At 68.6% G+C, this 23,481-nt stretch carries 24 protein-coding genes and 1 pseudogene; 15 read left to right on the top strand and 10 right to left on the bottom strand.

Going from position 1 to position 23,481, the window contains the following annotated elements; translation table 11 throughout:
* Nucleotides 1-47: 47 nt before the first annotated feature.
* On the top strand, nt 48-401 hold the full coding sequence (locus tag SK224_RS06320) for a hypothetical protein (RefSeq protein ID WP_320433912.1): 354 nt from the start codon (nt 48-50) through the stop codon (nt 399-401).
* On the opposite strand, the gene SK224_RS06315 is transcribed toward SK224_RS06320, so the two are convergent.
* From SK224_RS06315 to SK224_RS06305, 3 genes are read right to left on the bottom strand one after another with little or no spacing between them, the layout of a single operon-like run.
* Nucleotides 302-844: an MOSC domain-containing protein gene (locus SK224_RS06315; protein ID WP_320433911.1), complete on the bottom strand. Its 543-nt coding sequence runs from the start codon at nt 842-844 to the stop codon at nt 302-304. The genes SK224_RS06320 and SK224_RS06315 overlap by 100 nt on opposite strands.
* Nucleotides 841-1,404: a DUF6264 family protein gene (locus tag SK224_RS06310; RefSeq protein ID WP_320433910.1), complete on the bottom strand. Its 564-nt coding sequence runs from the start codon at nt 1,402-1,404 to the stop codon at nt 841-843. Before SK224_RS06310 ends, SK224_RS06315 begins: the two co-directional genes overlap by 4 nt.
* A complete protein-coding gene (locus SK224_RS06305; protein WP_320434725.1) occupies nt 1,401-2,426 on the bottom strand; it encodes a 4-hydroxy-3-methylbut-2-enyl diphosphate reductase in 1,026 nt (341 codons plus the stop codon). The genes SK224_RS06310 and SK224_RS06305 overlap by 4 nt, the downstream gene beginning before the upstream one ends.
* A gap of 88 nt (nt 2,427-2,514) precedes the next feature.
* On the opposite strand from SK224_RS06305, the gene xseA reads away from it, so the two are divergent.
* Genes xseA through SK224_RS06270 form a run of 7 tightly spaced genes read left to right on the top strand, consistent with a single transcriptional unit; the run spans nt 2,515 to nt 8,901 of the window.
* Nucleotides 2,515-3,807: an exodeoxyribonuclease VII large subunit gene (xseA, locus tag SK224_RS06300; RefSeq protein ID WP_320433909.1), complete on the top strand. Its 1,293-nt coding sequence runs from the start codon at nt 2,515-2,517 to the stop codon at nt 3,805-3,807.
* Between the two features lie 10 nt (nt 3,808-3,817).
* A complete protein-coding gene (locus SK224_RS06295) occupies nt 3,818-4,048 on the top strand; it encodes an exodeoxyribonuclease VII small subunit (protein WP_320433908.1) in 231 nt (76 codons plus the stop codon).
* Nucleotides 4,048-4,686: a DUF4245 domain-containing protein gene (locus tag SK224_RS06290; protein WP_320433907.1), complete on the top strand. Its 639-nt coding sequence runs from the start codon at nt 4,048-4,050 to the stop codon at nt 4,684-4,686. Before SK224_RS06295 ends, SK224_RS06290 begins: the two co-directional genes overlap by 1 nt.
* A 38-nt stretch (nt 4,687-4,724) precedes the next feature.
* Nucleotides 4,725-5,333 carry a carbonic anhydrase gene (locus tag SK224_RS06285; protein ID WP_320434724.1) on the top strand — a complete coding sequence of 203 codons (609 nt, stop codon included), beginning with the start codon at nt 4,725-4,727 and terminating at the stop codon, nt 5,331-5,333.
* A 36-nt stretch (nt 5,334-5,369) separates the two neighbouring features.
* Nucleotides 5,370-6,764, top strand: coding sequence for a class II fumarate hydratase (locus SK224_RS06280; RefSeq protein WP_320433906.1), 1,395 nt, complete (start codon nt 5,370-5,372; stop codon nt 6,762-6,764).
* Nucleotides 6,765-6,802: 38 nt separating this feature from the next.
* Complete coding sequence (locus tag SK224_RS06275; protein ID WP_320433905.1) at nt 6,803-8,248, top strand: HAMP domain-containing sensor histidine kinase; 1,446 nt, start codon at nt 6,803-6,805, stop codon at nt 8,246-8,248.
* Nucleotides 8,245-8,901: a response regulator transcription factor gene (locus SK224_RS06270; RefSeq protein ID WP_137417490.1), complete on the top strand. Its 657-nt coding sequence runs from the start codon at nt 8,245-8,247 to the stop codon at nt 8,899-8,901. Before SK224_RS06275 ends, SK224_RS06270 begins: the two co-directional genes overlap by 4 nt.
* A 300-nt stretch (nt 8,902-9,201) precedes the next feature.
* Here SK224_RS06270 and SK224_RS06265 read toward each other — a convergent pair whose 3' ends face one another.
* Nucleotides 9,202-10,557: a PhoH family protein gene (locus tag SK224_RS06265; RefSeq protein ID WP_320433904.1), complete on the bottom strand. Its 1,356-nt coding sequence runs from the start codon at nt 10,555-10,557 to the stop codon at nt 9,202-9,204.
* 188 nt (nt 10,558-10,745) lie between these two features.
* On the bottom strand, nt 10,746-11,531 hold the full coding sequence (locus tag SK224_RS06260; protein ID WP_320433903.1) for an isoprenyl transferase: 786 nt from the start codon (nt 11,529-11,531) through the stop codon (nt 10,746-10,748).
* A 100-nt stretch (nt 11,532-11,631) separates the two neighbouring features.
* Here SK224_RS06260 and trhA point away from each other — a divergent pair, with 100 nt between their 5' ends.
* Nucleotides 11,632-12,342 (top strand): PAQR family membrane homeostasis protein TrhA, encoded by a 711-nt coding sequence (trhA, locus tag SK224_RS06255; RefSeq protein ID WP_320433902.1) that lies wholly within the window; start codon nt 11,632-11,634, stop codon nt 12,340-12,342.
* A 3-nt stretch (nt 12,343-12,345) separates the two neighbouring features.
* Here trhA and SK224_RS06250 read toward each other — a convergent pair whose 3' ends face one another.
* A complete protein-coding gene (locus SK224_RS06250; protein WP_137417494.1) occupies nt 12,346-12,630 on the bottom strand; it encodes a hypothetical protein in 285 nt (94 codons plus the stop codon).
* Nucleotides 12,631-12,696: 66 nt separating this feature from the next.
* On the opposite strand from SK224_RS06250, the gene SK224_RS06245 reads away from it, so the two are divergent.
* Nucleotides 12,697-13,092, top strand: a complete 396-nt coding sequence (locus tag SK224_RS06245; RefSeq protein WP_320433901.1) for a DUF4307 domain-containing protein — start codon at nt 12,697-12,699, stop codon at nt 13,090-13,092.
* A gap of 96 nt (nt 13,093-13,188) precedes the next feature.
* Nucleotides 13,189-13,680, top strand: a complete 492-nt coding sequence (gene greA, locus SK224_RS06240) for a transcription elongation factor GreA (protein WP_137417496.1) — start codon at nt 13,189-13,191, stop codon at nt 13,678-13,680.
* Nucleotides 13,681-13,695: 15 nt separating this feature from the next.
* Here greA and ilvA read toward each other — a convergent pair whose 3' ends face one another.
* The gene (gene ilvA / locus SK224_RS06235; protein ID WP_320433900.1) at nt 13,696-14,922 is read right to left on the bottom strand and encodes a threonine ammonia-lyase; all 1,227 of its coding nucleotides are present in this window, start codon (nt 14,920-14,922) and stop codon (nt 13,696-13,698) included.
* Nucleotides 14,919-16,109, bottom strand: coding sequence for an AI-2E family transporter (locus SK224_RS06230; protein WP_320433899.1), 1,191 nt, complete (start codon nt 16,107-16,109; stop codon nt 14,919-14,921). The genes ilvA and SK224_RS06230 overlap by 4 nt, the downstream gene beginning before the upstream one ends.
* 42 nt (nt 16,110-16,151) lie before the next feature.
* Between SK224_RS06230 and SK224_RS06225 the strand changes: the two genes are divergently transcribed.
* Nucleotides 16,152-17,414 (top strand): winged helix-turn-helix domain-containing protein, encoded by a 1,263-nt coding sequence (locus SK224_RS06225; RefSeq protein WP_320433898.1) that lies wholly within the window; start codon nt 16,152-16,154, stop codon nt 17,412-17,414.
* A 3-nt stretch (nt 17,415-17,417) separates the two neighbouring features.
* Here the strand turns inward: SK224_RS06225 and SK224_RS06220 are convergent, their stop codons facing one another.
* Both SK224_RS06220 and SK224_RS06215 read right to left on the bottom strand, forming a co-directional pair.
* Nucleotides 17,418-17,987: a LemA family protein gene (locus tag SK224_RS06220; RefSeq protein ID WP_309736166.1), complete on the bottom strand. Its 570-nt coding sequence runs from the start codon at nt 17,985-17,987 to the stop codon at nt 17,418-17,420.
* Nucleotides 17,988-18,084: 97 nt separating this feature from the next.
* Nucleotides 18,085-19,260: a low temperature requirement protein A gene (locus tag SK224_RS06215; RefSeq protein WP_320433897.1), complete on the bottom strand. Its 1,176-nt coding sequence runs from the start codon at nt 19,258-19,260 to the stop codon at nt 18,085-18,087.
* 101 nt (nt 19,261-19,361) lie between these two features.
* Between SK224_RS06215 and SK224_RS16770 the strand changes: the two are divergent.
* From SK224_RS16770 to SK224_RS06205, 3 genes and pseudogenes are all read left to right on the top strand, one after another.
* Nucleotides 19,362-19,550 (top strand): annotated as a pseudogene (locus tag SK224_RS16770) (DUF4236 domain-containing protein); the annotation flags it as partial.
* Between the two features lie 102 nt (nt 19,551-19,652).
* Nucleotides 19,653-19,907 (top strand): hypothetical protein, encoded by a 255-nt coding sequence (locus SK224_RS06210; RefSeq protein ID WP_320433896.1) that lies wholly within the window; start codon nt 19,653-19,655, stop codon nt 19,905-19,907.
* Nucleotides 19,907-23,476 (top strand): SIR2 family protein, encoded by a 3,570-nt coding sequence (locus tag SK224_RS06205; protein WP_320433895.1) that lies wholly within the window; start codon nt 19,907-19,909, stop codon nt 23,474-23,476. The genes SK224_RS06210 and SK224_RS06205 overlap by 1 nt, the downstream gene beginning before the upstream one ends.
* Nucleotides 23,477-23,481: the final 5 nt, after the last annotated feature.

Below are 23,481 nucleotides of genomic sequence, written 5' to 3'. Positions count from 1 at the left end.
GCGCGAACGCGTCTAGATTCATCTCCAAACGAACAGTTGGAGATGACATGACCGAACCGAGCGCCACGCCTCGTCCCCCGATGCCCAACGCCCACGTCCGAGCCGCGCTGACGTGGATCGCGATCTTCCCGCTCGTGACGATCGGGATGCTGGCGCTCTCGCCGTTCACGGAGAGCTGGCACCCCGTACTGCGTTCGCTGGTACTGACGCTCATCGTCGTGCCGCTCGCCAGCTACCTCGTCATGCCCGTGCTGCTGCGCACCCACGGGCGGGTCGCCATGGCGCGGTCGGCGCGGCGCGCTCAGACGCCGTCGAGCAGTCCTGGAGCTCCCTCGGGGCGCGAGAGCACGACGATCTCGTCGCCCGCGGAGATCTCACCCGACTTCACCACGCGGAAGTAGGGTCCGAGCCGCCGCTCGTCGGCGAACCGCTTGACCCAGCCGCGAGCTTCCGGGCCGCCGAGGCGACGGGCGAAGGTCTGGCAGGGGTTGCGGTGCCGGGTCACCTCGAGCACGAGCGTGTCGCCGATGCGCCACCGCTCCCCGATGACGACCGCGTTGACGTCGATGCCCTCGGTGCGCAGGTTCTCGCCGAACCATCCGGGCGCCAACTCGCGTCCCAGCTCACTCTCCCAGAACGCCGCGTCCTCCTGCGCGTACGCGTAGACGGCCTGCTCGAGCCCGCCGTGGTGCTTGCGGTTGGCCTGCACGTCGCCGCGCACCCCGTAGGGACCGACGCGCACGGGGCGATCGAGCGGACGCTTGTCGATCGCGGTGACGCCGATCGTGCCCGCATCCGGGATCAGTGCGTGCACGGCGCAGACGGCGACGACGCGCGCGGTCACGTTGCGCTCGGGGTCGGCAGGGGCGTGATGCTCCCGAGCTGCTGCATGAGGCCCGGGTCCGACATCAGCGGCACGACCAGGAGCACGCTCGCGAGGAGTGTGAAGACCACGCCGCCCACGAGCGGGATCCAGAAGCTCAGGCGTCCGGCGCGCAGATTCCACACCGAGACGGCGGCGGTCGCGAACCATCCGACGGCGAGCAGGATGGCGGCGGCCGCTCCCCAGGCCCGGGCGCCCGCCGCATCCGTCAGTCCACCCTCGACGCCGAACTGGGTCAGCAGCTGTGTGAGCAGCTCGTTGGGATCGACGAAGCCGGGGATCGAGCGCAGCACCTCGAACAGCCCGAGCGCCAGCAGCGCGATCGTGGCGACGCGGTCCATGGCCCGGGGGTTTCGCGCCACCGGCCCCGCGGCAGGAGTCGGGGCGGGCGCGGGCGGCGCCGCATCCGGAGCCTTGCCCGCGTCGAGGTCGAAGGTCGCGTCGGGCTGACGGATGCGAGCGCGCTGTTCTTCGGGCGTCGCGTACTCGCCGTACTGGGGGCGGGGGCGTTCGTCGCTCATGCGCTTGCCCGTCCACCGCGGGCGCGGGCGTCGGTGGCGCCGGATGCGTCGCGACGCAGCTCCTTGGGAAGCGAGAAGATGAGGTCCTCCTCGGCGGTGCGCACTTCGGCGACATCGGCGTAACCGGCACCGGCGAGCACGTCGAGCACCTCCTGCACGAGCACCTCGGGCACCGAGGCTCCGCTGGTCACACCCACCGTGGCGACGCCGTCGAGCCACTCCTGGCGCACCTCCTCGGCGTAGTCGACCCGGTAGGCGGCCTTGGCGCCGTGCTCCAGGGCGACTTCGACGAGGCGCACGCTGTTGGACGAGTTCGCGGAGCCGACCACGATCACCAGATCCGCGTCGCGCGCGACCTTCTTGATCGCGACCTGGCGGTTCTGCGTGGCGTAGCAGATGTCGTCGGACGGCGGATCCTGCAGGTTCGGGAACCGCTCGCGCAGGCGCCGCACGGTCTCCATCGTCTCGTCGACCGAGAGCGTGGTCTGCGAGAGCCACACGACCTTGTCGGGGTCGCGCACCTCCACGGTGTCGGCGTCGGCGGGCGAGTTCACGATCGTCACGTGCTCGGGCGCTTCTCCGGCGGTGCCCTCGACCTCCTCGTGTCCGAGGTGGCCGATGAGCAGGATCTCGAAGTCGTCGCGGGCGAAGCGCACGGCCTCGCGGTGCACCTTGGTCACGAGGGGGCAGGTCGCATCGATCGCCTGCAGCCCGCGGTCGGCGGCGGCTGAGACGACGGCGGGCGAGACGCCGTGCGCACTGAAGACGACGTGGGCGCCGGCGGGCACCTCGTCGACCTCCTCGACGAAGATCGCGCCCTTGGCCTCGAGCTCGGTCACGACGTGCACGTTGTGCACGATCTGCTTACGCACATAGACGGGTGCGCCGTAGCGCTCGAGCGCCTTCTCGACGGCGATGACCGCGCGGTCGACGCCGGCGCAGTACCCGCGGGGGGCTGCCAACAGCACTCTCTTGCGTCCGACGACCGGGATATCCTGAAGCCGGCCGCTGCGCGCCGGCATCCGGGGGGTGGGAAGGTGCACGGCGGGTGAGCTCACGCCCGTGATTCTACGGGCGCGTGCTGGGCAGAGGCCGAGCGACGGAGGATGCATGACGAGGTTCGCACCGGATGCGGCGGCACAGGCCCCGCACGGTGATGACGTCCATCCCCGCGACGCCACCCGCGAGGCACCCACATCCGTCGCCCGGTTCAACGAGACGATCCGGGCGTTCATCTCCTCCTGGGGCTCGGTGTGGGTCGAGGGCGAGATCACGTCGTGGAACGTGCGCGGCGGCAATGTGTACGGCCGGTTGAAAGACCTCGTCGGCGACGCGAGCGTGTCGTTCCGTATCTGGTCGTCGACGCTGCAGCGCCTGCCCGACGACCTGAAGGTCGGCGATCGCGTCGTCGCGAGCGTCAAGTCCGACTACTTCGTGCGCACGGGCGATTTCAGCGTGCTGGTCTCCGCGATGCGGCACACCGGCATCGGCGACCAGCTCGCCGCGATCGAGCAGCTGCGCGCGAAGCTGCGCGCCGAGGGACTCTTCTCGGCCGAGCGCAAGCGGCCTCTCCCGTTCCTGCCGCACCTGGTCGGACTCGTCACGGGTGAGCGATCGGATGCGGAGAAGGACGTGCACCGCAACGCCGAGCTGCGCTGGCCGCAGGTGAGCTTCCGCACCGAGTACGCCGCGGTGCAGGGCGACCGGTGCGTGCCCGAGACGATCGCCGCGCTGCAGAAGCTGGATGCCGACCCAAACGTCGACGTGATCATCATCGCCCGCGGCGGCGGCGACCCGCAGCACCTGCTGGGCTTCAACGACGAGCGACTGCTGCGCGCGGTCGCCGCGGCCACGACGCCGGTCGTCTCGGCGATCGGGCACGAGAACGACCACCCTCTGCTCGACGACGTCGCAGACCTCCGCGCCTCGACGCCGACGGACGCCGCCAAGCGCGTCGTGCCGGATGTGGGCGAGCAGCGCACGCTCGTGCGGCAGCTGCGAGCGCGCCTGGGCTCGCGCCTCAGCATGCGCGTCTCGCACGACATCGCGCAGCTCGAGCAGTTGCGCTCGCGCCCGGTGCTCAGAGAACCCGATGCGCTTCTCGAGCGGCGCGCGCACGAGATCGAGCTGCTCGCGGCCCGCGGACGCGACACGATCGACCGCGCACACAGCCATGCCGCGCGCCAGACGGCCGAGCTGCGCGCGTCGCTGCGCGCCCTCTCGCCCGGCGCCACGCTCGCGCGCGGCTACGCGATCGCCCACGTCGCCGGCGGCGTGATCGTGCGGGATGCGGCGCAGGCACCCGAGGGCACAGAGCTGACCGTCACGGTCGCCCGCGGCTCGTTCGCCGCCACCTCCGCCGGCGAGGTGCCCGAGACGTCTGCGACGGCGACGGACGCCTAGGATGGAAGCCATGTCCGCGCCCGAGGAGACCACTCCCGAGATCGCGTCGTTGTCGTTCGAACAGGCGCGCGACGAGCTCGTTCGTGTCGTCGCCGAACTCGAGCAGGGCTCCCCCACTCTCGAACAGTCGCTCTCGCTGTGGGAGCGCGGCGAGGCACTCGCCGCGCGCTGCGAGGAGTGGCTGCTGGGCGCCAAGCGCCGGCTGGATGCGGCGCGCTCCGGCGCCGAGGGCGAACTCTGATGGCGCGAGGTCCCCGCGTCGTCGCCGAGCTCGGCCGGCCAGAGACTCCCGACGAGACCGCCGCCCGCAAGGCGGAGTCCTCGCGCATCTACCGCTCGAGCCAGACGTTCCGCAACCTCATCGCGGCGCTGCTCGCGACCCTCGGCGTCGTGATCGTGATCATCTTCGCGGTGCCGCGCGGCAACCCGGCGCCCGCCCCCGCCGTGAACGTCGCCGAGATCGCCGACGGTTTCGCGGACGCCTACGGGCGCCCCGTCATCTCCCCCGACGTGCCCGAGAACTGGCGCGTGAACCAGGCGCAGCTCGAGGGCAACAGCGTCCCGGCTTTCACCATCGTGTACGTGCCCGACGCCGAGAGCTACATCAACATCGCGCAGGCCTTCGACGCGGATGCGGGGTGGGTCGCCCGCACGCTGAACAGCGCCGCGCCGACCGGCACCGAGACGATCGACGGCATCGAATGGCAGCGCTACGAGATCTCCGACGCACGCTCCGCCGGCGGCGTCTCCTATGCACTGGCGACCCCCGCGGGGCCCGACCAGATCCTCGTGTACGGCACGGCCACACCCGACACCGCGGCACAGCTGGCCACGACCGTCACCGACACCATCCTTCAGCTGCGTGAGGAGACACCGTGACCGAGACCCACCCCACCCCCGCCCAGGTCTGGGCCGAGATGCTCGAGGGTAACGCGCGCTTCGTCTCCGGCACGCCGCGCCACCCCCGGCAGGATGTGGAGCGCCGCCACGAGCTGGCAACCGGCCAGCGCCCGCGCGCCGCCCTGTTCGGCTGCTCCGACTCGCGTCTGGCCGCCGAGATCATCTTCGACGAGGGCCTGGGCGACCTGTTCGTGGTGCGCAACGCCGGTCAGGTCATCTCCGACTCCGTCGTCGGCAGCCTCGAGTACGCGGTCGAGGTGCTCGGCACGCCGCTCATCGTGGTGCTCGGCCATGACGAGTGCGGCGCCGTCCGCGCTGCCATCGACAGCACCTCGCCCGACTCGCCCGCACTGCCGCCGCGCATCTGGCGTCAGGTCGCGCCCATCGTGCCGGCCGTGCGCCGCGTGCAGGTCGCCGAGGGCACGAACGCCGCCACCGTCGATGCCGAGCACGTGGGCCGCGAGCACCTGCGCGACACCGTGACCGAGCTGCTGCACTCTTCGGAGCTCATCAGCGCCGCCGTGGCCGACGGCTCCCTCGCGATCGTCGGCGTCAACTACCGTCTCGCGAAAGGCGTCGCCGAGCCCGACTTCATCGTCGGGGCGGCGACCGAATCCGCCGCCTGATCACCTACCGTCCGCACACCGTCAGAGGAGACACCCGTGGCTGAGACCGAATACCGCATCGAACACGACACGATGGGCGAGGTCCGCGTTCCCGCATCCGCTCTCTACAGCGCGCAGACCCAGCGCGCCGTCGAGAACTTCCCGATCTCGGGCGACGCCCTGGCGCCTGCTCAGATCGTGGCGCTCGCGCGGATCAAGAAGGCCGCCGCTCTCGCGAACAAGCAGCTCGGCACCCTCGACGCGCAGATCGCCGACGCGATCGCCCGCGCCGCCGACCAGATCATCGCCGGCCAGCACGCCGACCAGTTCCCGATCGACGTCTACCAGACCGGCAGCGGCACCTCGTCGAACATGAACATGAACGAGGTGCTCGCGACCCTGGCGACGCGCCACCTGGGCTCGACGGTTCACCCGAACGACCATGTCAACGCCTCGCAGTCCTCGAACGACGTGTTCCCGACCTCGGTGCACATCGCGGTGACGCAGGAGATCATCGACGCCCTGATCCCCGCTCTCGACCACCTCGCCGTGGCGCTGGAGGAGAAGGCGGAAGCCTGGAGCGATGTCGTCAAGTCGGGGCGCACGCACCTCATGGATGCGACGCCCGTCACCCTCGGCCAGGAGTTCGGCGGGTACGCGCGCCAGATCCGCCTCGGCATCGAGCGCGTGCAGGCGACGATCCCCCGCGTCGCCGAGGTTCCGCTGGGCGGCACCGCGGTCGGCACCGGCATCAACACCCCCCTCGGCTTCCCGCAGAAGGTCATCGAGCTGATCGTCGCCGAGACCGAGCTGCCGATCACCGAGGCCAAGGACCACTTCGAGGCGCAGGCGAACCGCGACGGACTCGTCGAGGCATCCGGAGCCCTCCGCACCATCGCGGTCTCGCTCACCAAGATCAACAACGACCTGCGCTGGATGGGCTCGGGTCCCAACACGGGTCTCGGCGAGCTGCACATCCCCGACCTGCAGCCCGGCTCCTCGATCATGCCGGGCAAGGTCAACCCGGTCGTCCCCGAGGCCACGCTCATGGTGTGCGCGCGGGTCATCGGCAACGACGCCACGATCGCGTGGGCGGGCGCATCCGGCTCGTTCGAGCTGAACGTCGCCATCCCGGTGATGGGCACGGCGCTGCTGGAGTCGATCCGCCTGCTCGCCAACTCGGTGCGCGTGCTGGCCGACAAGACGATCCGCGGCCTCGAAGTCAACCGCGAGCGCGCGGCGGCCTACGCCGGTATGTCGCCCTCGATCGTCACCCCGCTGAACAAGCTGATCGGCTACGAGGCCGCCGCCAAGATCGCCAAGCACGCGGTCGCCGAAGGCATCACGGTCCGCGAGGCCGTCATCGCTCTCGGCTACGTCGAGCGGGGCGAACTCACCGAGGCGCAGCTCGACGAGAAGCTCGACCTGCTCTCGATGACCCACCCGGGCTGAGCTACACGCGAAACCGCCCGACGGGACATAATCGGAAGGTGAAGCAGACGCCGAGAATGCTCTCGGCGCGCGTGAAGACTCTGGGGGCGATCCTCCTTGTGGCGTGCGTCGGGCTGATCGTCGCGGGCGGGGTCTCCTTCTGGATCCAGCGGGCGCGTCTCGTCGACGACGTGGACGACCGTCTGATCGAGAAGGTGCAGGCCCTGCGACCCGTGGGCGATGCCCCGTCCCCCGGCATCTACCTCACGCGCACCGTGACCGGCTTTTTGCCCTCGCAGACCGAGGGCGTCGTCGGCGTCGTCAACGGTGAGATCGTCGTGTCCCCCTCGGCGGGCAACCTCTTCCGCGCGATCGAGGACCCCGCCGTCGTCGCGGCGGCGACGAAGGCGGTCTCGGGCAGCGACATCGTGCTGGGCACGGTATCGACCGACCAGGGCGAGGTGCGCTATGTGGCGTTGCCGGTGCAGATCGGCGGCGAGTCGGGCATCTACCTGCGCGGCGTCGACATGGAAGCCGAGATGGCACCGTTCCAGGCGTCGATCATGACGTACGTGATCGCCGCGGTGGTCGTCATGGCCGCGCTCGGCTTCGCGAGCTGGTTCTTCACCGGCCGACTTCTCTCCCCGCTCCGGCAGCTGCGCGAAGCGGCGGATGCGGTGACGCTCGACGATCTGGGCACGCGCGTTCCCGAGGGGGGCGATCACGAGATCGCCGACCTCTCGCGCACCATGAACTCCATGCTCGATCGCCTCGAGGCCTCCGTCAGCAGCCAACGCCAGCTGCTCGACGACATCCGGCACGAGCTGAAGACGCCGATCACGATCGTGCGCGGCCACCTCGAGATGATGAACGTCGACGATCGCGAGGATGTCATCGGCATCCGCGACATGGGAATCTCCGAGCTCGACCGGATGACGCGTCTCGTCGATGACATCGACCTGCTGTCGTCGGCGCAGGGCGACCAGTTCGAGATGCGCCCCGTCGACCTGGGAACGCTGACCGAGCGCGTCGGCGAGCTCGTCTCTGCCATCTCCGGCCACCCCTTCTCGCTCGCCCGGAGCGCGCGCGGTGTGGTGGTCGCGGACGCCGACCGGCTGACTCAGGCCTGGTTGCAGCTCGCCGACAACGCCGCGAAGTACACGCCGGCCGGCAGCCCCATCGAGGTCGGCAGCGACGTCGTCGACGGCGAGGCACGGCTGTGGGTGCGCGATCACGGCGCGGGCATTCCGCCTGCGGCCAGGCGCCGGATCTTCCAACGATTCGCACGCGTCGACGCGAACCGCTCCGTCGAGGGCTCTGGCCTGGGGCTTGCCATCGTCGAGGCGATCGCGCAGGCCCACGGCGGCTCCGTCGACGTGACCGACACTCCCGGCGGCGGCGCCACCTTCACGGTGCGCGTGCCGACCAGCGGCCATCCGTCCACTCTGGTCCCGACGCCCGTGCGCGCCGGCGACGTCGTTCTGCAGCGAGAGGCAACCACATGACCTTGATCCTGATCGCGGAGGATGAACCCCGCATCTCTGCTTTCGTGAAGCGGGGACTGGAGTCCGCGGGATTCGCCACCGAGGTGGTCGAGGACGGTGACGACGCTCTCGAGCGTGCGCTCTCGGGCGAGATCGATCTTCTGCTCCTGGATGTGGGACTGCCGGGCATGGACGGGTTCGAGGTGCTCCGGCACCTGCGCGGGCAGGGCTCGCACCTGCCGGTCATCATGCTGACCGCCCGCAGCAGCACCCGCGACACGGTCGACGGCCTCAACGCCGGCGCGAACGATTACGTGCCGAAGCCGTTCAAGTTCGACGAGCTGCTCGCGCGCGTGCGTTCGCGCCTGCGGGAGAACGTCGCGACCGGCAGCATCGCGATCGTGCACGGCGATGTCATCCTCGACGTCCTCTCGCGGCGCGCGAGCGTCGAGGGCCGCGAGATCGACCTCTCGGCGCGGGAGTTCGCCCTCGCCGAGCAGTTCCTGCGCCACCCCGGTCAGGTGCTCAGCCGCGAGCAGCTGCTCAGCCGCGTCTGGGGGCTCGACTTCGACCCGGGCTCCAACGTGGTCGACGTGTACGTACGGTACCTGCGCGCCAAGTTCGGTCACGAGCGCATCGTCACGGTGCGCGGCGCCGGCTACCGCTGGGAGTGAGCGCTCCGCATCCGCACCGGCCCGACGGCCGGTGAACTGGCGCGCCCAGACATGAGGAAGGCCCCCGGCGCTGGGGGACGCCGGGGGCCACAGAGAGACCACGGGACCCGAACCCGTGATGCCCGCCACCTCACCGGGGGGAATCGGTGACGGATTGCTTCTCCAGTTTTTCTTCGCCGTCAGAGTCTGGGGGAACTCATTCCAGCGGTGAATGACAGTGTCGCGTCATCCGTGTTGTCCATCATCCGCGGCTGCCGTGAGAGCACAAGGAGGATCGGGTGAGAAAGCTCTCATCCGGCGTCATGAGAGCTCCCCGGCCTCCAGGAGGTCGGTCACCAGAGCCGCGATCGCGGAGCGCTCCGAGCGCGTCAGGGTGACGTGCCCGAACAGTCCGTGCCCCTTGAGGGTCTCGATGACCGAAGCGATGCCGTCGTGGCGCCCGACCCGCAGGTTGTCGCGCTGGGCGACGTCGTGGGTGAGCACGACGCGGGAGTTCTCACCGATGCGGCTCAGCACCGTCAGCAGCACGTTGCGCTCGAGAGACTGCGCCTCGTCCACGATCACGAACGCGTCGTGCAGCGAGCGACCCCGGATGTGGGTCAGCGGCAGCACCTCGAGGATGCCGCGGGCGACGACCTCTTCCAGCACGTTCGAGCTCACTACCGATCCGAGCGTGTCGAACACCGCCTGACCCCAGGGGTTCATCTTCTCCTGTGCGTCACCGGGCAGGTAGCCGAGCTCTTGGCCGCCGACGGCGAACAGCGGACGGAACACGATGATCTTCCGCTGCTGCTGACGCTCCAGCACCGCCTCCAGCGCCGCGCACAGAGCGAGCGCCGACTTGCCGGTGCCCGCGCGCCCGCCGAGCGAGACGATGCCCACATCCGGGTCCGACAGCAGGTCGATCGCGATCCGCTGCTCCGCGGAGCGGCCGTGCAGACCGAACACGTCACGGTCGCCGCGCACGAGCCGGAACTCGCCGTCGCCGGTGACCCTTCCGAGGGCGGAACCGCGCTCGGAGTGCACGATGAGGCCCGTGTTGACGGGAAGGCCGCGCACGTCGTCGCTGGAGGCGACGTCGCTCTCGTACAGGTCGCTCATCTCATCGCCGGAGACGCTGATGTCGGCGATGCCGGTCCAGCCCGAGTCCGCCGCCTGCTCGGCGAGATACTCCTCCGCGAGGATGCCGAGGGAGGCGGCCTTGACGCGCATCGGGAGGTCCTTGGAGACGACCGTGACGTCGTGACCCTCCTGCTGGAGGTGCATGGCGACCGCGAGGATGCGGGTGTCGTTGTCGCCGAGCCGCATCCCGCTCGGCAGGACCGACGGGTCGGTGTTGGTCAGTTCGACGCGGAGCGATCCGCCGGCGCCGACGGGGACGGGGAAGTCGAGGCGACCGTGCTCGACGCGAAGCTCGTCGAGGTGCCGCAGCGCCTGGCGCGCGAAGTAACCCAGCTCCGGATCATGTCTCTTGGCCTCCAGTTCGGTGATGACGACGACGGGGATCACGACCGAGTGCTCCGCGAAGCGGAAGTACGCTCGGGGATCGCTCAGAAGCACCGAGGTGTCCAAAACATAAGAGCGCAGGTCAGTTTCCTGATCTGCGCTCTGCTGGACGGTCGCCCGCTGCTGCTGGTGTGGTGCTCGTGTGGTCACAACCCACTCCCCTTCCGGGCCCGTGGCCCGGGGTCTCTCGAGTCGACCGGTGGGTAGCGAGTCGCTTCCTGGGGCCGACCCGAACGGGCGCCGTGCCCGTTGTGATGACCGTACGACGCGGGCGGGTGCGAGTGCCAGAGCGGATGCGGGTGTGTCGCGTTACGACTTCGTTAACGAGGTCGCGGCATTCACTTGCCGAAGCGGCGGTCGCGGCGCGCGTAGTCGCGGATGGCGCGCAGCAGGTCGACCTCGCGGAGGTCGGGGCCCAGCGCCTCGACGAAGTAGAACTCGCTGTGGGCGGACTGCCAGAGCAGGAAGTCGCTGAGGCGCTGTTCGCCCGAGGTGCGGATGACGAGGTCGGGGTCGGGCTGACCACCCGTATAGAGGTGCTCGCCGATCTGCTCGGGCGTGAGGCTCTCGGCGAGTTCCTCGAGCGAGCCGCCGGTGTGGTCGTACTGCGTGATGATGCTGCGCACCGCATCCACGATCTCCCCGCGGCCGCCGTAGCCCACGGCGAGGTTGACGTGCATGCCGGTGTTGCCCGCCGTGCGTGCCTGCACGTCGGCCAGCACGCGAGCGAGCTCCTGCGGCAGCGGGGCCGCACGACCCACGTGCTGCACCCGCCAATCGCGCTCGTGCGACAGCTCGTCGGCGAGCTCGGCGATGATCTCGATGAGATCGGCCAGCTCCTTCGAGTCGCGCTTGGAGAGGTTGTCGATCGACAGCAGGTAGAGCGAGACGACCTTCACCCCGAGCTCGTCGCACCAGCGGAGGAACTCGCGCATCTTCGCAGCCCCCGCGCGGTGCCCGTGCGCCGCGGAGTCGTAGCCCAGCTGCCGCGCCCAGCGCCGGTTGCCGTCGATCATCATCGCGACGTGGCGGGGAACGGATGCGGGCGGGATCTGCCGGCGCAGACGATTGCTGTAGAGACGGTAGAGGGGCCCCCGCCCCTCACTCTCCCGACCGCTGGTCACTCCCCTACGCTACCGCCAGCACGGCAGGAGACACGCGCATTCAGCCAACGCTATGGCTACGTGCGGTCGCGGGCATATCCACCCGATTACTCTTGGTCCCATGAGCTCCGGCGTTCCCGACGTGCCCTCGCTGCCGCTGATCGACGCCGCCGAGAAGGACGCGAACACGGAGATCCGCCCCACCTGGCGCGGCTGGATCCACGCGGGCACCTTCCCGGTCGCGATCGCCGCGGGCATCGTCCTCATCGTGCTCGCGCACGGCTCCGCAGCCAAGTGGTCGGCGGCCGTGTTCATGACCACCTCGCTGCTGCTGTTCGGCAACTCGGCGCTGTATCACCGCTTCGACTGGAAGCCGCGCACGAAGGTCGTCCTGAAGCGGATCGATCACGCCAACATCCTGCTCTTGATCGCCGGCACCTACACCCCGCTGGCGGTCCTCGCGCTTCCGCCCGAGAAGTCGGTGCTGCTGCTGAGCCTCGTGTGGGGCGGCGCGATCCTCGGCATCCTCTTCCGGGTGTTCTGGATCCACGCGCCGCGCTGGCTGTACGTCGCGCTGTACATCCTGCTCGGCTGGGCGGCGGTCATGTACATCGTCGACCTGCTCAACGCGAACGTCGCGATGATGGTGCTCGTCATCGTCGGCGGGCTGCTCTACACCGGCGGCGCCGTCGTCTACGCGCTCAAGCGCCCCAATCCGTGGCCCGGGAAGTTCGGCTTCCACGAGATCTTCCACGTGTGCACCGTGCTGGCGTTCCTCTGCCACTGGGCTGCGTGCCTGCTCATCTGCCTCTCGCCCGCCTACAACGGCTGAGCGTCAGCGCTGGGCCGGGTCGATGTCCTCGTCATCGGTCTCGGAGTCGCGCTCGGCGGCATCGCCCTGCTTCGCGGCCAGCTCTTCCGCATCCAACTGTTCGCGGATCTCGGAACGGTAGCGCCCGCGGCGGATGCGGCGCAGCATGTCCCACACCAGCAGGATCACCGCGACACCCACGAGCGCGATGGCCGCGAAGCCCCAGGGGCCGGGCGTCACGAGCAGCGGGTCGACATCGGTCGGCGTCGGGGTCGGGGTCACCTCGGCGAGCCACACGGCCAGGTGCATGGATGTCTCCGTTCCGCGCGCGAGCGCTTAGCCTGGACTCAAGCCTAATTCCCGATCCGAGGGTCTATGACGACGCAACAGCTGCTCGACGAGCGTTACGGCCGCACCCGCGGTGCCCGTTCCGGCCGTTTCTGGGCCGTGTTCGCATCGATCGGGATCGCCGCTGCCGTGATCGTCGCCGGATGGTACGCGTTCTCGGCGAGCTCGTCGTCGGTGGATGCGGTCACGACCGGCTATCAGCTGGTCGACGAGCACACCACGAGCGTCTCGTTCCAGGTCACCGTGCCGCCCAACACGGCAGTCGCCTGCGTGCTCGAGGCGCAGGACGAGGAGCACGGCGTCGTGGGCTGGCGAGTCGTCGAATACCCGCCCTCTCCCGACCACACGCGGGCCTTCGTCGAGCAGATTCCGATCACCGCTGAGGCGACCACGGGATTGGTCAACGGATGCTGGGTGCCGTAGGCTAACGGCAACTGATCGACGACGCCCTGGCAACCGCCGGGGCGTCTTGGCTTAGTTGCGGTGCCTTGCGCCGCGACTCACGACGAAGGAGAGACCGTGTCTTCTGACGCAACGGTGAGCTTCCTCACTCAGGACGCCTACGACCGGCTGGTCGCCGAGCTCGAGCACCTGTCCACGACCGGCCGCGAGGAGATCGCGAAGCGGATCGAGGCGGCTCGTGAAGAGGGCGATCTCAAGGAGAACGGCGGCTACCACGCTGCGAAGGACGAGCAGGGCAAGCAGGAGGCGCGCATCCGCACGCTGCAGGCGATGCTGAAGAACGCCAAGGTGGGCGAGGCTCCCGAGTCGACCGGTGTGGTCGAGTCCGGCACCGTGGTGACCGCGATCGTCGCCGGCGGCGAAGAGGTGTTCCTGCTGGGCAACCGCGAGATCGCTGCCGGCAGCGAGCTCGACGTCTACAGCGAGGCGTCGCCGCTGGGCGCCGCCATCCTTGGCCTGCGCGAGGGCGAGAAGACCTCGTACACCGCGCCCAACGGCCGCGAGATCGCGGTCGAGGTCGTGAAGGTCGAGACCTACACGGGTCAGTGAGCGCGGACGCGCCGGTCAGTCGGCGACGACGACCGGCGCGAACCCCGCAGCCTCCAGCGCTGCGATCACTTCGGCGCGGTGCTCGACGCCCCGCGTCTCGACGCTCACCTGCAGGATCACCTGACTGATCTGTAGACCCTGTCCGTGGCGGGTGTGCAGCACCTCGGTGACGTTGGCACCGACGCGCGCGATGACCTCTGACACCTGCACGAGCTGGCCCGGACGATCGGGCAGCGGGATGCGCATGGTCATGTAGCGGCCCGCGGCGCTGAGTCCGTTCGAGATCACGCGCTGCAGCAGGAGCGGGTCGATGTTGCCGCCCGAGAGCACGGCGACGGTCGGACCGGATGCCGAGATCTTGCCCGTCATGAGGGCGGCAACGCCCACGGCGCCCGCGGGCTCCACGACAAGCTTCGCGCGCTCGAGCAGCATGAGGATCGCGCGGGCGATGTCGTCTTCGCTGACGGTGACGACCTCGTCCACCAGCTGACGGATGATCTCGAAGGGTACGTCGCCGGGGCGGGCGACCGCGATGCCGTCGGCGATCGTGGGCGTGGTGGCGACCTCCAAGGGCTCGCCCGCGGCGAGCGAGGGCGGGTACGCGGCCGAGTTGGCCGCCTGCACACCGATGATCCGCACGGTGCGCCCGTCGACCTCGGCGCGGGCCTTGATGGCCGCGGCGGCGCCGGCGGTGAGCCCGCCTCCCCCGATGTTGAAGATGACGGTCTCGACCGTCGGGAGGTCGTCGTAGATCTCGAGGCCGAGGGTTCCCTGACCCACCACGACGTCGCGGTGGTCGAACGGGTGGATGAGCACGGCGCCGGTGCGCTCGGCGAACTCCGCCGCGAGGCGCAGCGGGGTCTCGACGGTGTCGCCCTCGAGGATGACCTCGGCGCCGTAGCCGCGGGTGGCGAGCAGCTTCGGCACGGGCACGCCGAGCGGCATGAAGATCGTCGCGGGGATGCCGAGGCGCTGCGCGGCGAGGGCGACGCCCTGCGCGTGGTTGCCGGCGGATGCGGCGACGACACCGCGGGCGCGCTCCTCCTCGGTGAGGCGGGAGAGCCGGTAGATCGCGCCGCGGATCTTGAACGAGCCGGTGCGCTGCAGGTTCTCCATCTTGAGGATCACCGGGGCGCCCACGATCTCGCTGAGCACCTGCGACTCGTCCATGGGCGTGCGGGTGATCAGGCCGGTGAGGGTGCGGGCCGCATCCTCGAAGTCGGCCAGTGTGGGAAGACTCACCGCGTCGTTCTCCTTCGTTCGCGGGGCACAGTGCTCCAGATGAGTTCGTCCGGTTCGGGTGGCCTACCGGTCTCCCACGCGCGGCGGGAGAGGTAGAGGACGAAGACGTTGACGAAGGCGGCCAGCGGCACGGCGAACAGGGCGCCCGGGATGCCGGCGATCATGGCGCCGCCGGCGACCACGAGCACGACGGCGAGCGGGTGCACCTTGACGGCGGTGCCCATGAGGATGGGCTGCAGGATGTGGCCTTCGATCTGCTGCACGCCGAGCACGACCACCAGCATCCACAGCGCGATCCACGGCCCGTTGTAGACGAGGGCGAGGAACACGGCGAGGGCGCCGGTGACGACGGCTCCGACGAAGGGGATGAACGCGCCGAGGAACACGAGCACGCCGACCGGGATCGCGAGGGGCACGCCCAGCAGGAAGGCGCCGAGGCCGATACCGATCGCGTCGATCGTGGCGACGAGCAGCTGGGTGCGGGCGTAGGTGACGACCGTGAGCCAGCCGGACTTGCCGGCACCGTCGACCGCGGGGCGGGCGGCCTTCGGGAAGAGCCGGATGACCCACTTCCAGATGCCGCCGCCGTCGGCGAGCACGCACAGCAGGATGAAGATCGTGAGCAGGAGGCCGGTGGCGACGTGGCCCACGGTCGAACCGATGGCGAGCGCCCCCGACCACAGGAGCGAGGCCTGCTGCTCGAGCATGCCGAGACCCTGGCGCAGCATGCCGTCGATCTGGTCGGCGGTGAGATGCAGCGGGCCGTCGATGAGGTAGGTGCGGAGGCCTTCGATCGCGCCGACGGTGCGGTCGCGCACCGATCCCCATTCGCGGGTGATCTGCCAGATCGCGAGCCAGAGCAGACCGCCCACGATGGCGACGGTACCGAGCACCGAGGCGACGATCGCGAGCCACCGCGGCCAGCGGTGGCGCAGCATCCACGTGAACGCCGGCCACACGAGGGCAGCGATGAGGATGGCGATGAGCAGCGGGATGACCAGCAGCTTCAGCTGGATGATGATCCAGATCGCCACGCCGACGGCCGCCGCGATCAGCAGGAAGCGCCACGAGTACGCGGCGGCGATGCGGACGCCGCGCGGCACGCTGTGCGTGGTGTCGGAGCTGACGGTGCGCTGACGCAGGGCGTCGAAGAACGATCCGCGAGGCTTCTCGTCGGGCTCGGTCATCTCGCCAGTCTAGTTGTCGGAGGCTGACGCTACGCTGACGCGGTGCGTGCCAGATTGAGCCGGTCCGAAGCCCGACGTATCGCCCTGCGCGCGCAGGGCCTGGGGGCGCCGCGGCCCGCCGAGGTCACGGGGGCGCACCTGCGTCGCGAGATCCGCCGGATGTCGGTGCTGCAGATCGACTCGGTCAACGTGTTCGCCCGCTCGCACTACATGCCGCTGTTCTCGCGGCTCGGCCCCTACGACCCGGCGCGGCTCGACAAGCTGCTGTTCCAGCGTCGCGCACCGTTCGTGGAGTACTGGGCGCACCAGGCATCCTTCATCGACGCGGCGGACTGGCCGCTGTTCGCGTTCCGGATGCAGCACTACCGCGCCCGGCACGAGGCCAAGGGCTGGCGAGGCATCGACGCCGCCACGCTCGACTGGGTGCGCGGCGAACTGGCTGAGCGGGGGCCGCTGCGGCCGGCGCAGATCGAAGACGACGCGTCGCGCGCGCCGCGCGGGCCGTGGTGGGACTGGAGCGTCGTGAAGAGCGCGCTCGAGCTGCTGTGGTTCACCGGCGAGGTGGCGATCGCCGGGCGCCGTGGGTTCGAGCGCGTCTACGGGCTGGCGGAGCAGGTGCTGCCCGCATCCATCGCCGGGGTCGAGACACCGAAGGAAGACGCGGTGCGCGAGCTGGTGCGTCGCGCGGCGCGGGCGTACGGCGTCGCCACGGCGCGTGACCTCGACGACTATTGGCGGCTCGGCGATCAGCGCGCGACGCTGCGGGCGATCGGCGAGCTGGTGGATGCGGGTGAGCTGCAGCCGGTGCAGGTCGAGGGGTGGACGCGGGCGGGGCGCCCGGCGCCGGCGTGGGTGCATCGCGACGCAACCCTCCCCCGCACGATGGATGCGGCGGCGCTGCTCACGCCGTTCGATCCGGTGGTGTGGTTCCGCGATCGCGCGGAGCGCCTGTTCGATTTCTCGTACCGGATCGAGATCTACACGCCGGCGCCGCAGCGGCGGTTCGGCTACTACTCGCTGCCGGTGGTGATCGGCGACCGTGTGGCGGCGCGGATCGACCTGAAGGCGGATCGTGCCACATCCGTGCTGCGGGTGCAGTCGGCGTGGTGGGAGCCGTCGCGTCTGCCGGGCGATGTGGAGCGGGTCGCCGAGCTGCTGCGAGACGCGGCGATGTGGCAGCAGCTGGAGACGATCAGCGTGTCGCAGTGGGGCGATGCGACGAACGAGCTCGCGTGGGTGCTGGGCGCCGAGCGGCACGAGTCGCGGCCCGAGCCCGTCGCCTTGGAGGGCGACGAACCGGGCTGAGTCTCAGAACTGGATGCGGGGAGGCTCGGCGATGGCGGCGCCGTCGACGACCTCGAAGAACTCGCGCTCGTGGAAACCGAGGTTGCGGGCGAAGAGGTTGTTGGGGAACACCTTGATCTTGGTGTTGAGCTCGCGCACTCCCCCGTTGTAGAACCGGCGCGAGGCCTGGATCTTGTCTTCGGTGTCGACGATCGACTGCTGCAGGTGCAGGAAGTTCTGGCTGGCCTGGAGCTGCGGGTAGGCCTCGGCGACGGCGAACAGCGACTTGAGCGCCTGCTGCAGGTGGCCTTCGGCGATACCCGCTTCGGCGGGGCCCTGCGCGTTGATGGTCTCGGCGCGCGCCTGGGTGACGTTCTCGAAGACCGCCTTCTCGTGGGCGGCGTATCCCTTGACGGTCTCGATGAGGCCCGGGAGCAGGTCGGCGCGGCGCTTGAGTTGCACCGTGATGTCGCTCCATGCCTCGTCGACGCGGACGTTGAGTTGGACGAGCGAGTTGTACGTCGCCCACAGATAGATTCCGACGACCAGGACGATCAGTACGACGACCGCGACAGGGATCAGCCATTCCCACATATGACGAGCGCTCCGTTCTCTCCGGGCAATCCTACTGCCGCAGCCCGCGCTGATGACGGGCGGGCCTCGGACTCTCAGCCCATGCCCAACCCCGGCATCAGCTCGGCTGAGTGACGGGCCTTCGGGAGGCGTCGACCTCGAGCAGAGCGACGACCCCGACCATCACGGCCGCGGCGGCGATGAACTCGCCGACCGGCAGGAGTCCGGATGCGGCGACGAAGGCGATGCCGACGAGGATCGCCCACCAGATGGTCCGACGCACGCTCCCCCGCAGCAGCACGGCCCAGGTGGCGAGCAGGAAGAGCGCGAGCGGCAGAGTGAGAGCGAGGCCGGCCGCGGCGCCGGTGATCTCGGTGGCGCCGGTGACGTGGTCGATCTCGACCTCGACGCCGGAGGAGACGGCGCCGACGGCGGCGAAGAGGAAGTAGTGCAGGTAGCCGAAGACGAAGCCGTCGGAGGTGCTGCGCAGGCGGGCGGCCTGTTCGCGGGCGAAGTAGATCCACCAGATGGATGCGGTGATGACGACGCCGGCTGCGGCGAGACCGATGAGTTGGGAGGTGTGCTCCCCCGTGCTGAGCGCGTCGATCATCGCGTTGGCGCTCGCGAGCAGGCTCTCACCCAGCAGGATGAGGGTGAACAGGCCGTAGCGTTCGGCGATGTGGTGCGGGTGCCACTGAGTGCGACGCCGATGCTCCGCCCATACCGGAACGGCGAGCTCGAGGACCACGAGCACCCAGAATCCGACGAATTGGGGCGCGCCCTCGGGCAGGGCGAGGCGGGCGACCCAGAGCACCTGCACGGCGGCGACCCCGACGGCGAAGCGGAGCGCGGTGGGGCGGGATGCCGCATCCGAGATCGCGGCGCGCAGCCACTGCGCAACCATCGAGAGGCGCATGATGACGTAGCCGATGGTGACGATGAGGAAGTCGTCGTGGAGCATCGCCTGCTGCACGCCCGCGGCGAGCACGAGCACGCCACCCATCTGGGCGATGGTCATGACGCGGTAGAGCCAGTCATCGGTGTCGAACGCGGAGGCGAACCAGGTGAAGTTCATCCACGCCCACCACACGGCGAAGAACACCATCGCGTAGGAGAGGAGCCCGTGGGCGGCCTCCCCCTCGCTGATCAGGTGGTGCAGCGTGCTGGATGCCTGCGAGACCGCCACCACGAAGACGAGGTCGAACAGCAGCTCGAGCGGACTCGCCACCCGGTGGGGCGAACGCGGATCGAGCGCCCGCATCCGGCGCAGCCCCGCGCGGGTGGTTGCGATCATGAGTCGATTGTGGCGGATGTGCCAGGTTCGGTGGATCTCAGGCGGACCCGCTCGCCCGCTGCCTGATCGGATTCCACGGTCAGTGAGCCGGTGCGACGATCGTGTGTGCCAGTAGTGTCAGCAGAAAGCGTGGGGACGCATACACAAAATTGGGGGTGAGCGTGGGCTTCTACGTGCGCACGAGCGTCAAAGCCGGACCGTTCCGTTTCAACATGAGTCGGAGCGGGGTGGGCGTTTCGGTCGGAGTTCCTGGATTCCGAGTGGGAACGGGCCCGCGTGGGAACTACATACGCACCGGCCAGCACGGCGTTTTCTACGGGTCGACCCCAAGATCGTCGTCTGTGCACGTGACACCGTCCTATCCCCTTGCACAACCGTCGAACGACGTGGTGATGGAGGACGTCACCGGTGCAACAGTGTCGGAGATCATTCCGTCGGGTCGCGACGATGTTGTCGAGCAACTCAACGCAGCGGGCAGTGCGTTCCGCTGGGGTTGGCTCACCTTGATCGTGGCCCTCATTCTGGGTGCGGCAACGCTTCCGTGGGGTCTCATCGTCTGGCTGGTGGCCGCGCCTCATTGTGTACGTTTGCGGCTGCGTGACAGCTCGCTAAATAAGCCGAACATCAAAGTGTCAGTGGCGGCCTGATGTGGATTACCGGCGAGGTCGAGCTACCTGACGAGATCCTCGACGCTCATGAGCGCGGCGAGCTCGTATTCTTCGTGGGTGCGGGGGCCTCGCTCGGTAAGCCTTCGAACCTTCCCCTATTTGACGGCCTCGCGAAGAAGCTGGCGCGGCTGGCGTCGCACCCGTTCTCGAAGCGCGGTGGACTGGACTTTTTCATTGGGCAGCTGGAGTCGCTGCCTCAGGGATTTGACGCGCATGCCCACGCGCACGCCCTGATTTCCGATCCGAAGTCGAGATTCAATCCTCTCCACAGTGCGATTGTCGACCTCGCGGGAATCGGAAGAGCGTTCCGCGTGGTGACCACCAACTACGACGATCACCTTGCTTCTGCTGCCAGCGGTGGGTCGATCACGGCTCCAGATACCTGGTACGCCCCGGCGTTGCCCCTCGGGCGTGACTTCGCTGGGCTCGTCCACCTGCATGGCTCAGTACGGCGCCCGAAGGAGGAGATGATCCTCACCGACCGGGACTTCGGCCACGCGTACATCACCGATGCGTGGGCAGCACGGTTCCTGCTCCCCATGTTCGATCGATTTACCGTGGTGTTCATCGGCTACAGTCACGACGACGTGATCATGCGGTACCTCGCGCTTGGGCTGCCGTCGAGCGGCAAGGCCACTGCCTCCAAACGGTTCGCGATTACGAGCGATCCGACGAACAGCAAGTGGGGCTACCTGGGGATTCAGCCGATCGCCTACCCGGTGGTCGGGCGCGACCACCAGGCGCTCGTGGCGGCCCTTACCGCGTGGGCCGACCGCTCCAAAATGGGGCAGACCGACCACCGCTCGCGCGTGCAAGCGATCATTGGCGGCGGGACCACACTGCCGCTGCCTGACCGCGACTACCTCCATGCTCGTCTCCGGATTGCAGATGGCGCCCGCGACTTCGCGATGGCGACCGAATCACTTTCCGACGAAGCCAAACTCGAATGGCTCACCTGGCTGGAGGATTTCCCTGAGTTCAAAGCCCTCTTCTCGCCGCCGGACGTGCCGGACGCGACAGCGATCCTAGGCAACTGGTTCGCACGGACGTTCATCGAGTCGACGACGCTGAACGGCGCAGCTCTCCAGACCATGCAACGGCTCGGGCAGTCGGCGACGCCCTCGCTCTACCGGACCGCCATCTGGGTCGCCACCGACCTGAGCAAGCAGGACGCGGCTGCCGGAGAACGGTGGCAAGCGCTCCTCGCCACCTCGATCTATGGACAGTCAGCTCCACTCGGAACGGACTTCCTTATGCCGTTCCTGCCCGATTCGGCTGCACCGAGCATCGCGGTGCTTCGGGCAGCGCTGCGGCCGTTCCTCAAGCTGGAGCGGCGCTGGTTCCTCGACGATTCCGCGAAACGCACGATCCGTCCCGATGCGAAGGTCACCTGGAACCAGGAGGAGTACGCGCTGACCCAGCACGTCCTGCTCGTCGTGCAGGAGTCCGACGCCGGAGATCGCTCCCTCGGCGGCGCCTTGGAGGATGCCATCGTCGCGGCGTACGACCTGCTCGACGTCTATCACGGTGAGCGAGGCTGGGACCCGCTCGCGCATCACCGATCTGCGATCGAGCCACATGCCCAGGACGAATTCCGGGAGCCGCTCGATGCGGTCATCGACGGCCTCCGGGAATACGGGATCAAGGCGCTGCCCGTTTGGCCGGACCTTCCGGATCGATGGTGGAGCCTCGGCCGAGCACTCATGCAACGGCTGGCCCTGCATCTGATGGCCGTCGACCCAGCGCGGGCTGCGGATGACAAGCTCTCGTGGCTCCTCGATCGCACCGGTCTATATGCGGACGACCTGAAGCACGAGACGTATCAGATACTCGCCGCCGCGGTCGGTAGAGCGGCGCCGTCGCTCAAGCAGCGGGTCTTGGACGCAGCTGCTGCTGGGCCGGACTACCCCGAAGAGATTCGCGGTCGCGACCGCCACTTCGCGTACGCGAAGTACAACTTGCTCGCATGGCTAACGAAGGCCGCCCCCGACTGGGCAGAGGCTCAAACCGCGTTCGACGCCGCCCAGTCAGAGAATCCCGACTTCGCGGCGCGAGAGCACCCAGACTTCGACGGCTGGATGACGAGTGGCTCCTGGGGCGGGACGCCGCCGATGGACATCGAGGAATTCGTTCAGGCACTCGATCAGAACGTGAGCGCTGCACTCGATGACCTGCTGTCCCACGACTTCTCCGAACGCCACTTCGATCAGCCCGACTGGCAAGATGCCCTCAGGCTCGTGCAGCAGGCCGCTGAGCGACGCCCGGACCTTGGCATACAGCTTTGGGACGCCGTCCTCGGTCGCAACGATCTTGACGAAAGGCAGATCGGCCTATGGCGTGCGATTGCCGAAGGCTGGGGAAAAGCCGACCTCGGAGGTTCGGGACTCGGAGCTGTCCAGCGCCTCACTGCACTGCTGCCGGACAAAGACTCCGCCTATGCGATCGGGCGTTTCCTGCTTGATCAGATTCGACAGCAGATTGACGAAAATGAGTCCCCGGTGATCGCATCCATGCGCGAGCTGGCGCGATCACTTTGGCGTGAGCAGGGCACAGGCTTCACGCACCGGGAAGATTCGACTCCCCTGTCGTTCGCGCCTCTGTATCTAAACTCGTGGCCGGGGTTCGTGGCCCAGTACTGGAACAGTGAGGTCGATCGTCGCTGGCGCCACTCGCGCGAGGAGTGGTTGGGACTCAGCGACGAGGAGTCGGAGGCGCTCGTCGCGCTGCTGAACGGTAACAAGGATGCGCTAGATGCTACTCAGCCCGCGATTGCTGGAGAGCTGTTCTTCCACTTCGCGGCGGACGCCGACTTCGCGGCGGCGCACCTGCTTCCGCTCTTCGACGACCCACAGCGACACGCCTTTGGGTGGAACCCGTTCCTGCACCATCCGAGGTGGAATGACCGGATCCTCGCAGCCGGCCTGTTCGACAGCATCGTCGCCGAACTCGGCCGCCTCGACCAACTGCCAGAACGGACGCTGCATCACGTATTCCTCAGGTTTGTGACATCCGTGGTGTCGTACGCGGGGGTCACGAGCACCGATCGGAGGCGCCTGCTCGACCAGACAGTGCTCGCCTCAAACGGCTCACATGCCGTCGGCTTCGCTGATGCAGTAGCCCGATTCCTCCGTGAAGACGGCGTCGACGGCGCTGAGGTGTGGCGCCGGTGGCTCGGCAGACATCTGGAACGCCGCCTCAGAGGACAGCCGCGACTCGCATCCAACGAGGAGCTTGCGCGATGGGCAGATGTTGTCCCTGCCGTTGGTGAATTCATCCCCTCCGCCGCCATGCTCTTCAGCGGTCAGCGGATCGGCCTGGGGCCCCGGTTTCTTAATCAAGAGTTTCCGAAGGGCGTGTTCGTCACCTATGGTGATTCACTCGTTACCTTCTTCGCAGACCGTGTGCGAAGCACGACAAACTCTGATCTCATGGTGAGGTATCGGGTGCAGAAACTGGTTCAGACAGTACAAGCAGCGGCCGGAGAGAGCGTTGCAACGCCCCTTGTCGAAGCGGCGATCGAGATGGGATTTCTTGACGCTGCTGATTAGGACAT

The organism is Microbacterium sp. BG28, assembly GCF_034044005.1.
GTDB lineage: Bacteria > Actinomycetota > Actinomycetes > Actinomycetales > Microbacteriaceae > Microbacterium.
Note: the sequence above shows the minus strand (reverse complement) of the source record. Positions and strands in the feature narration are given on the sequence as shown.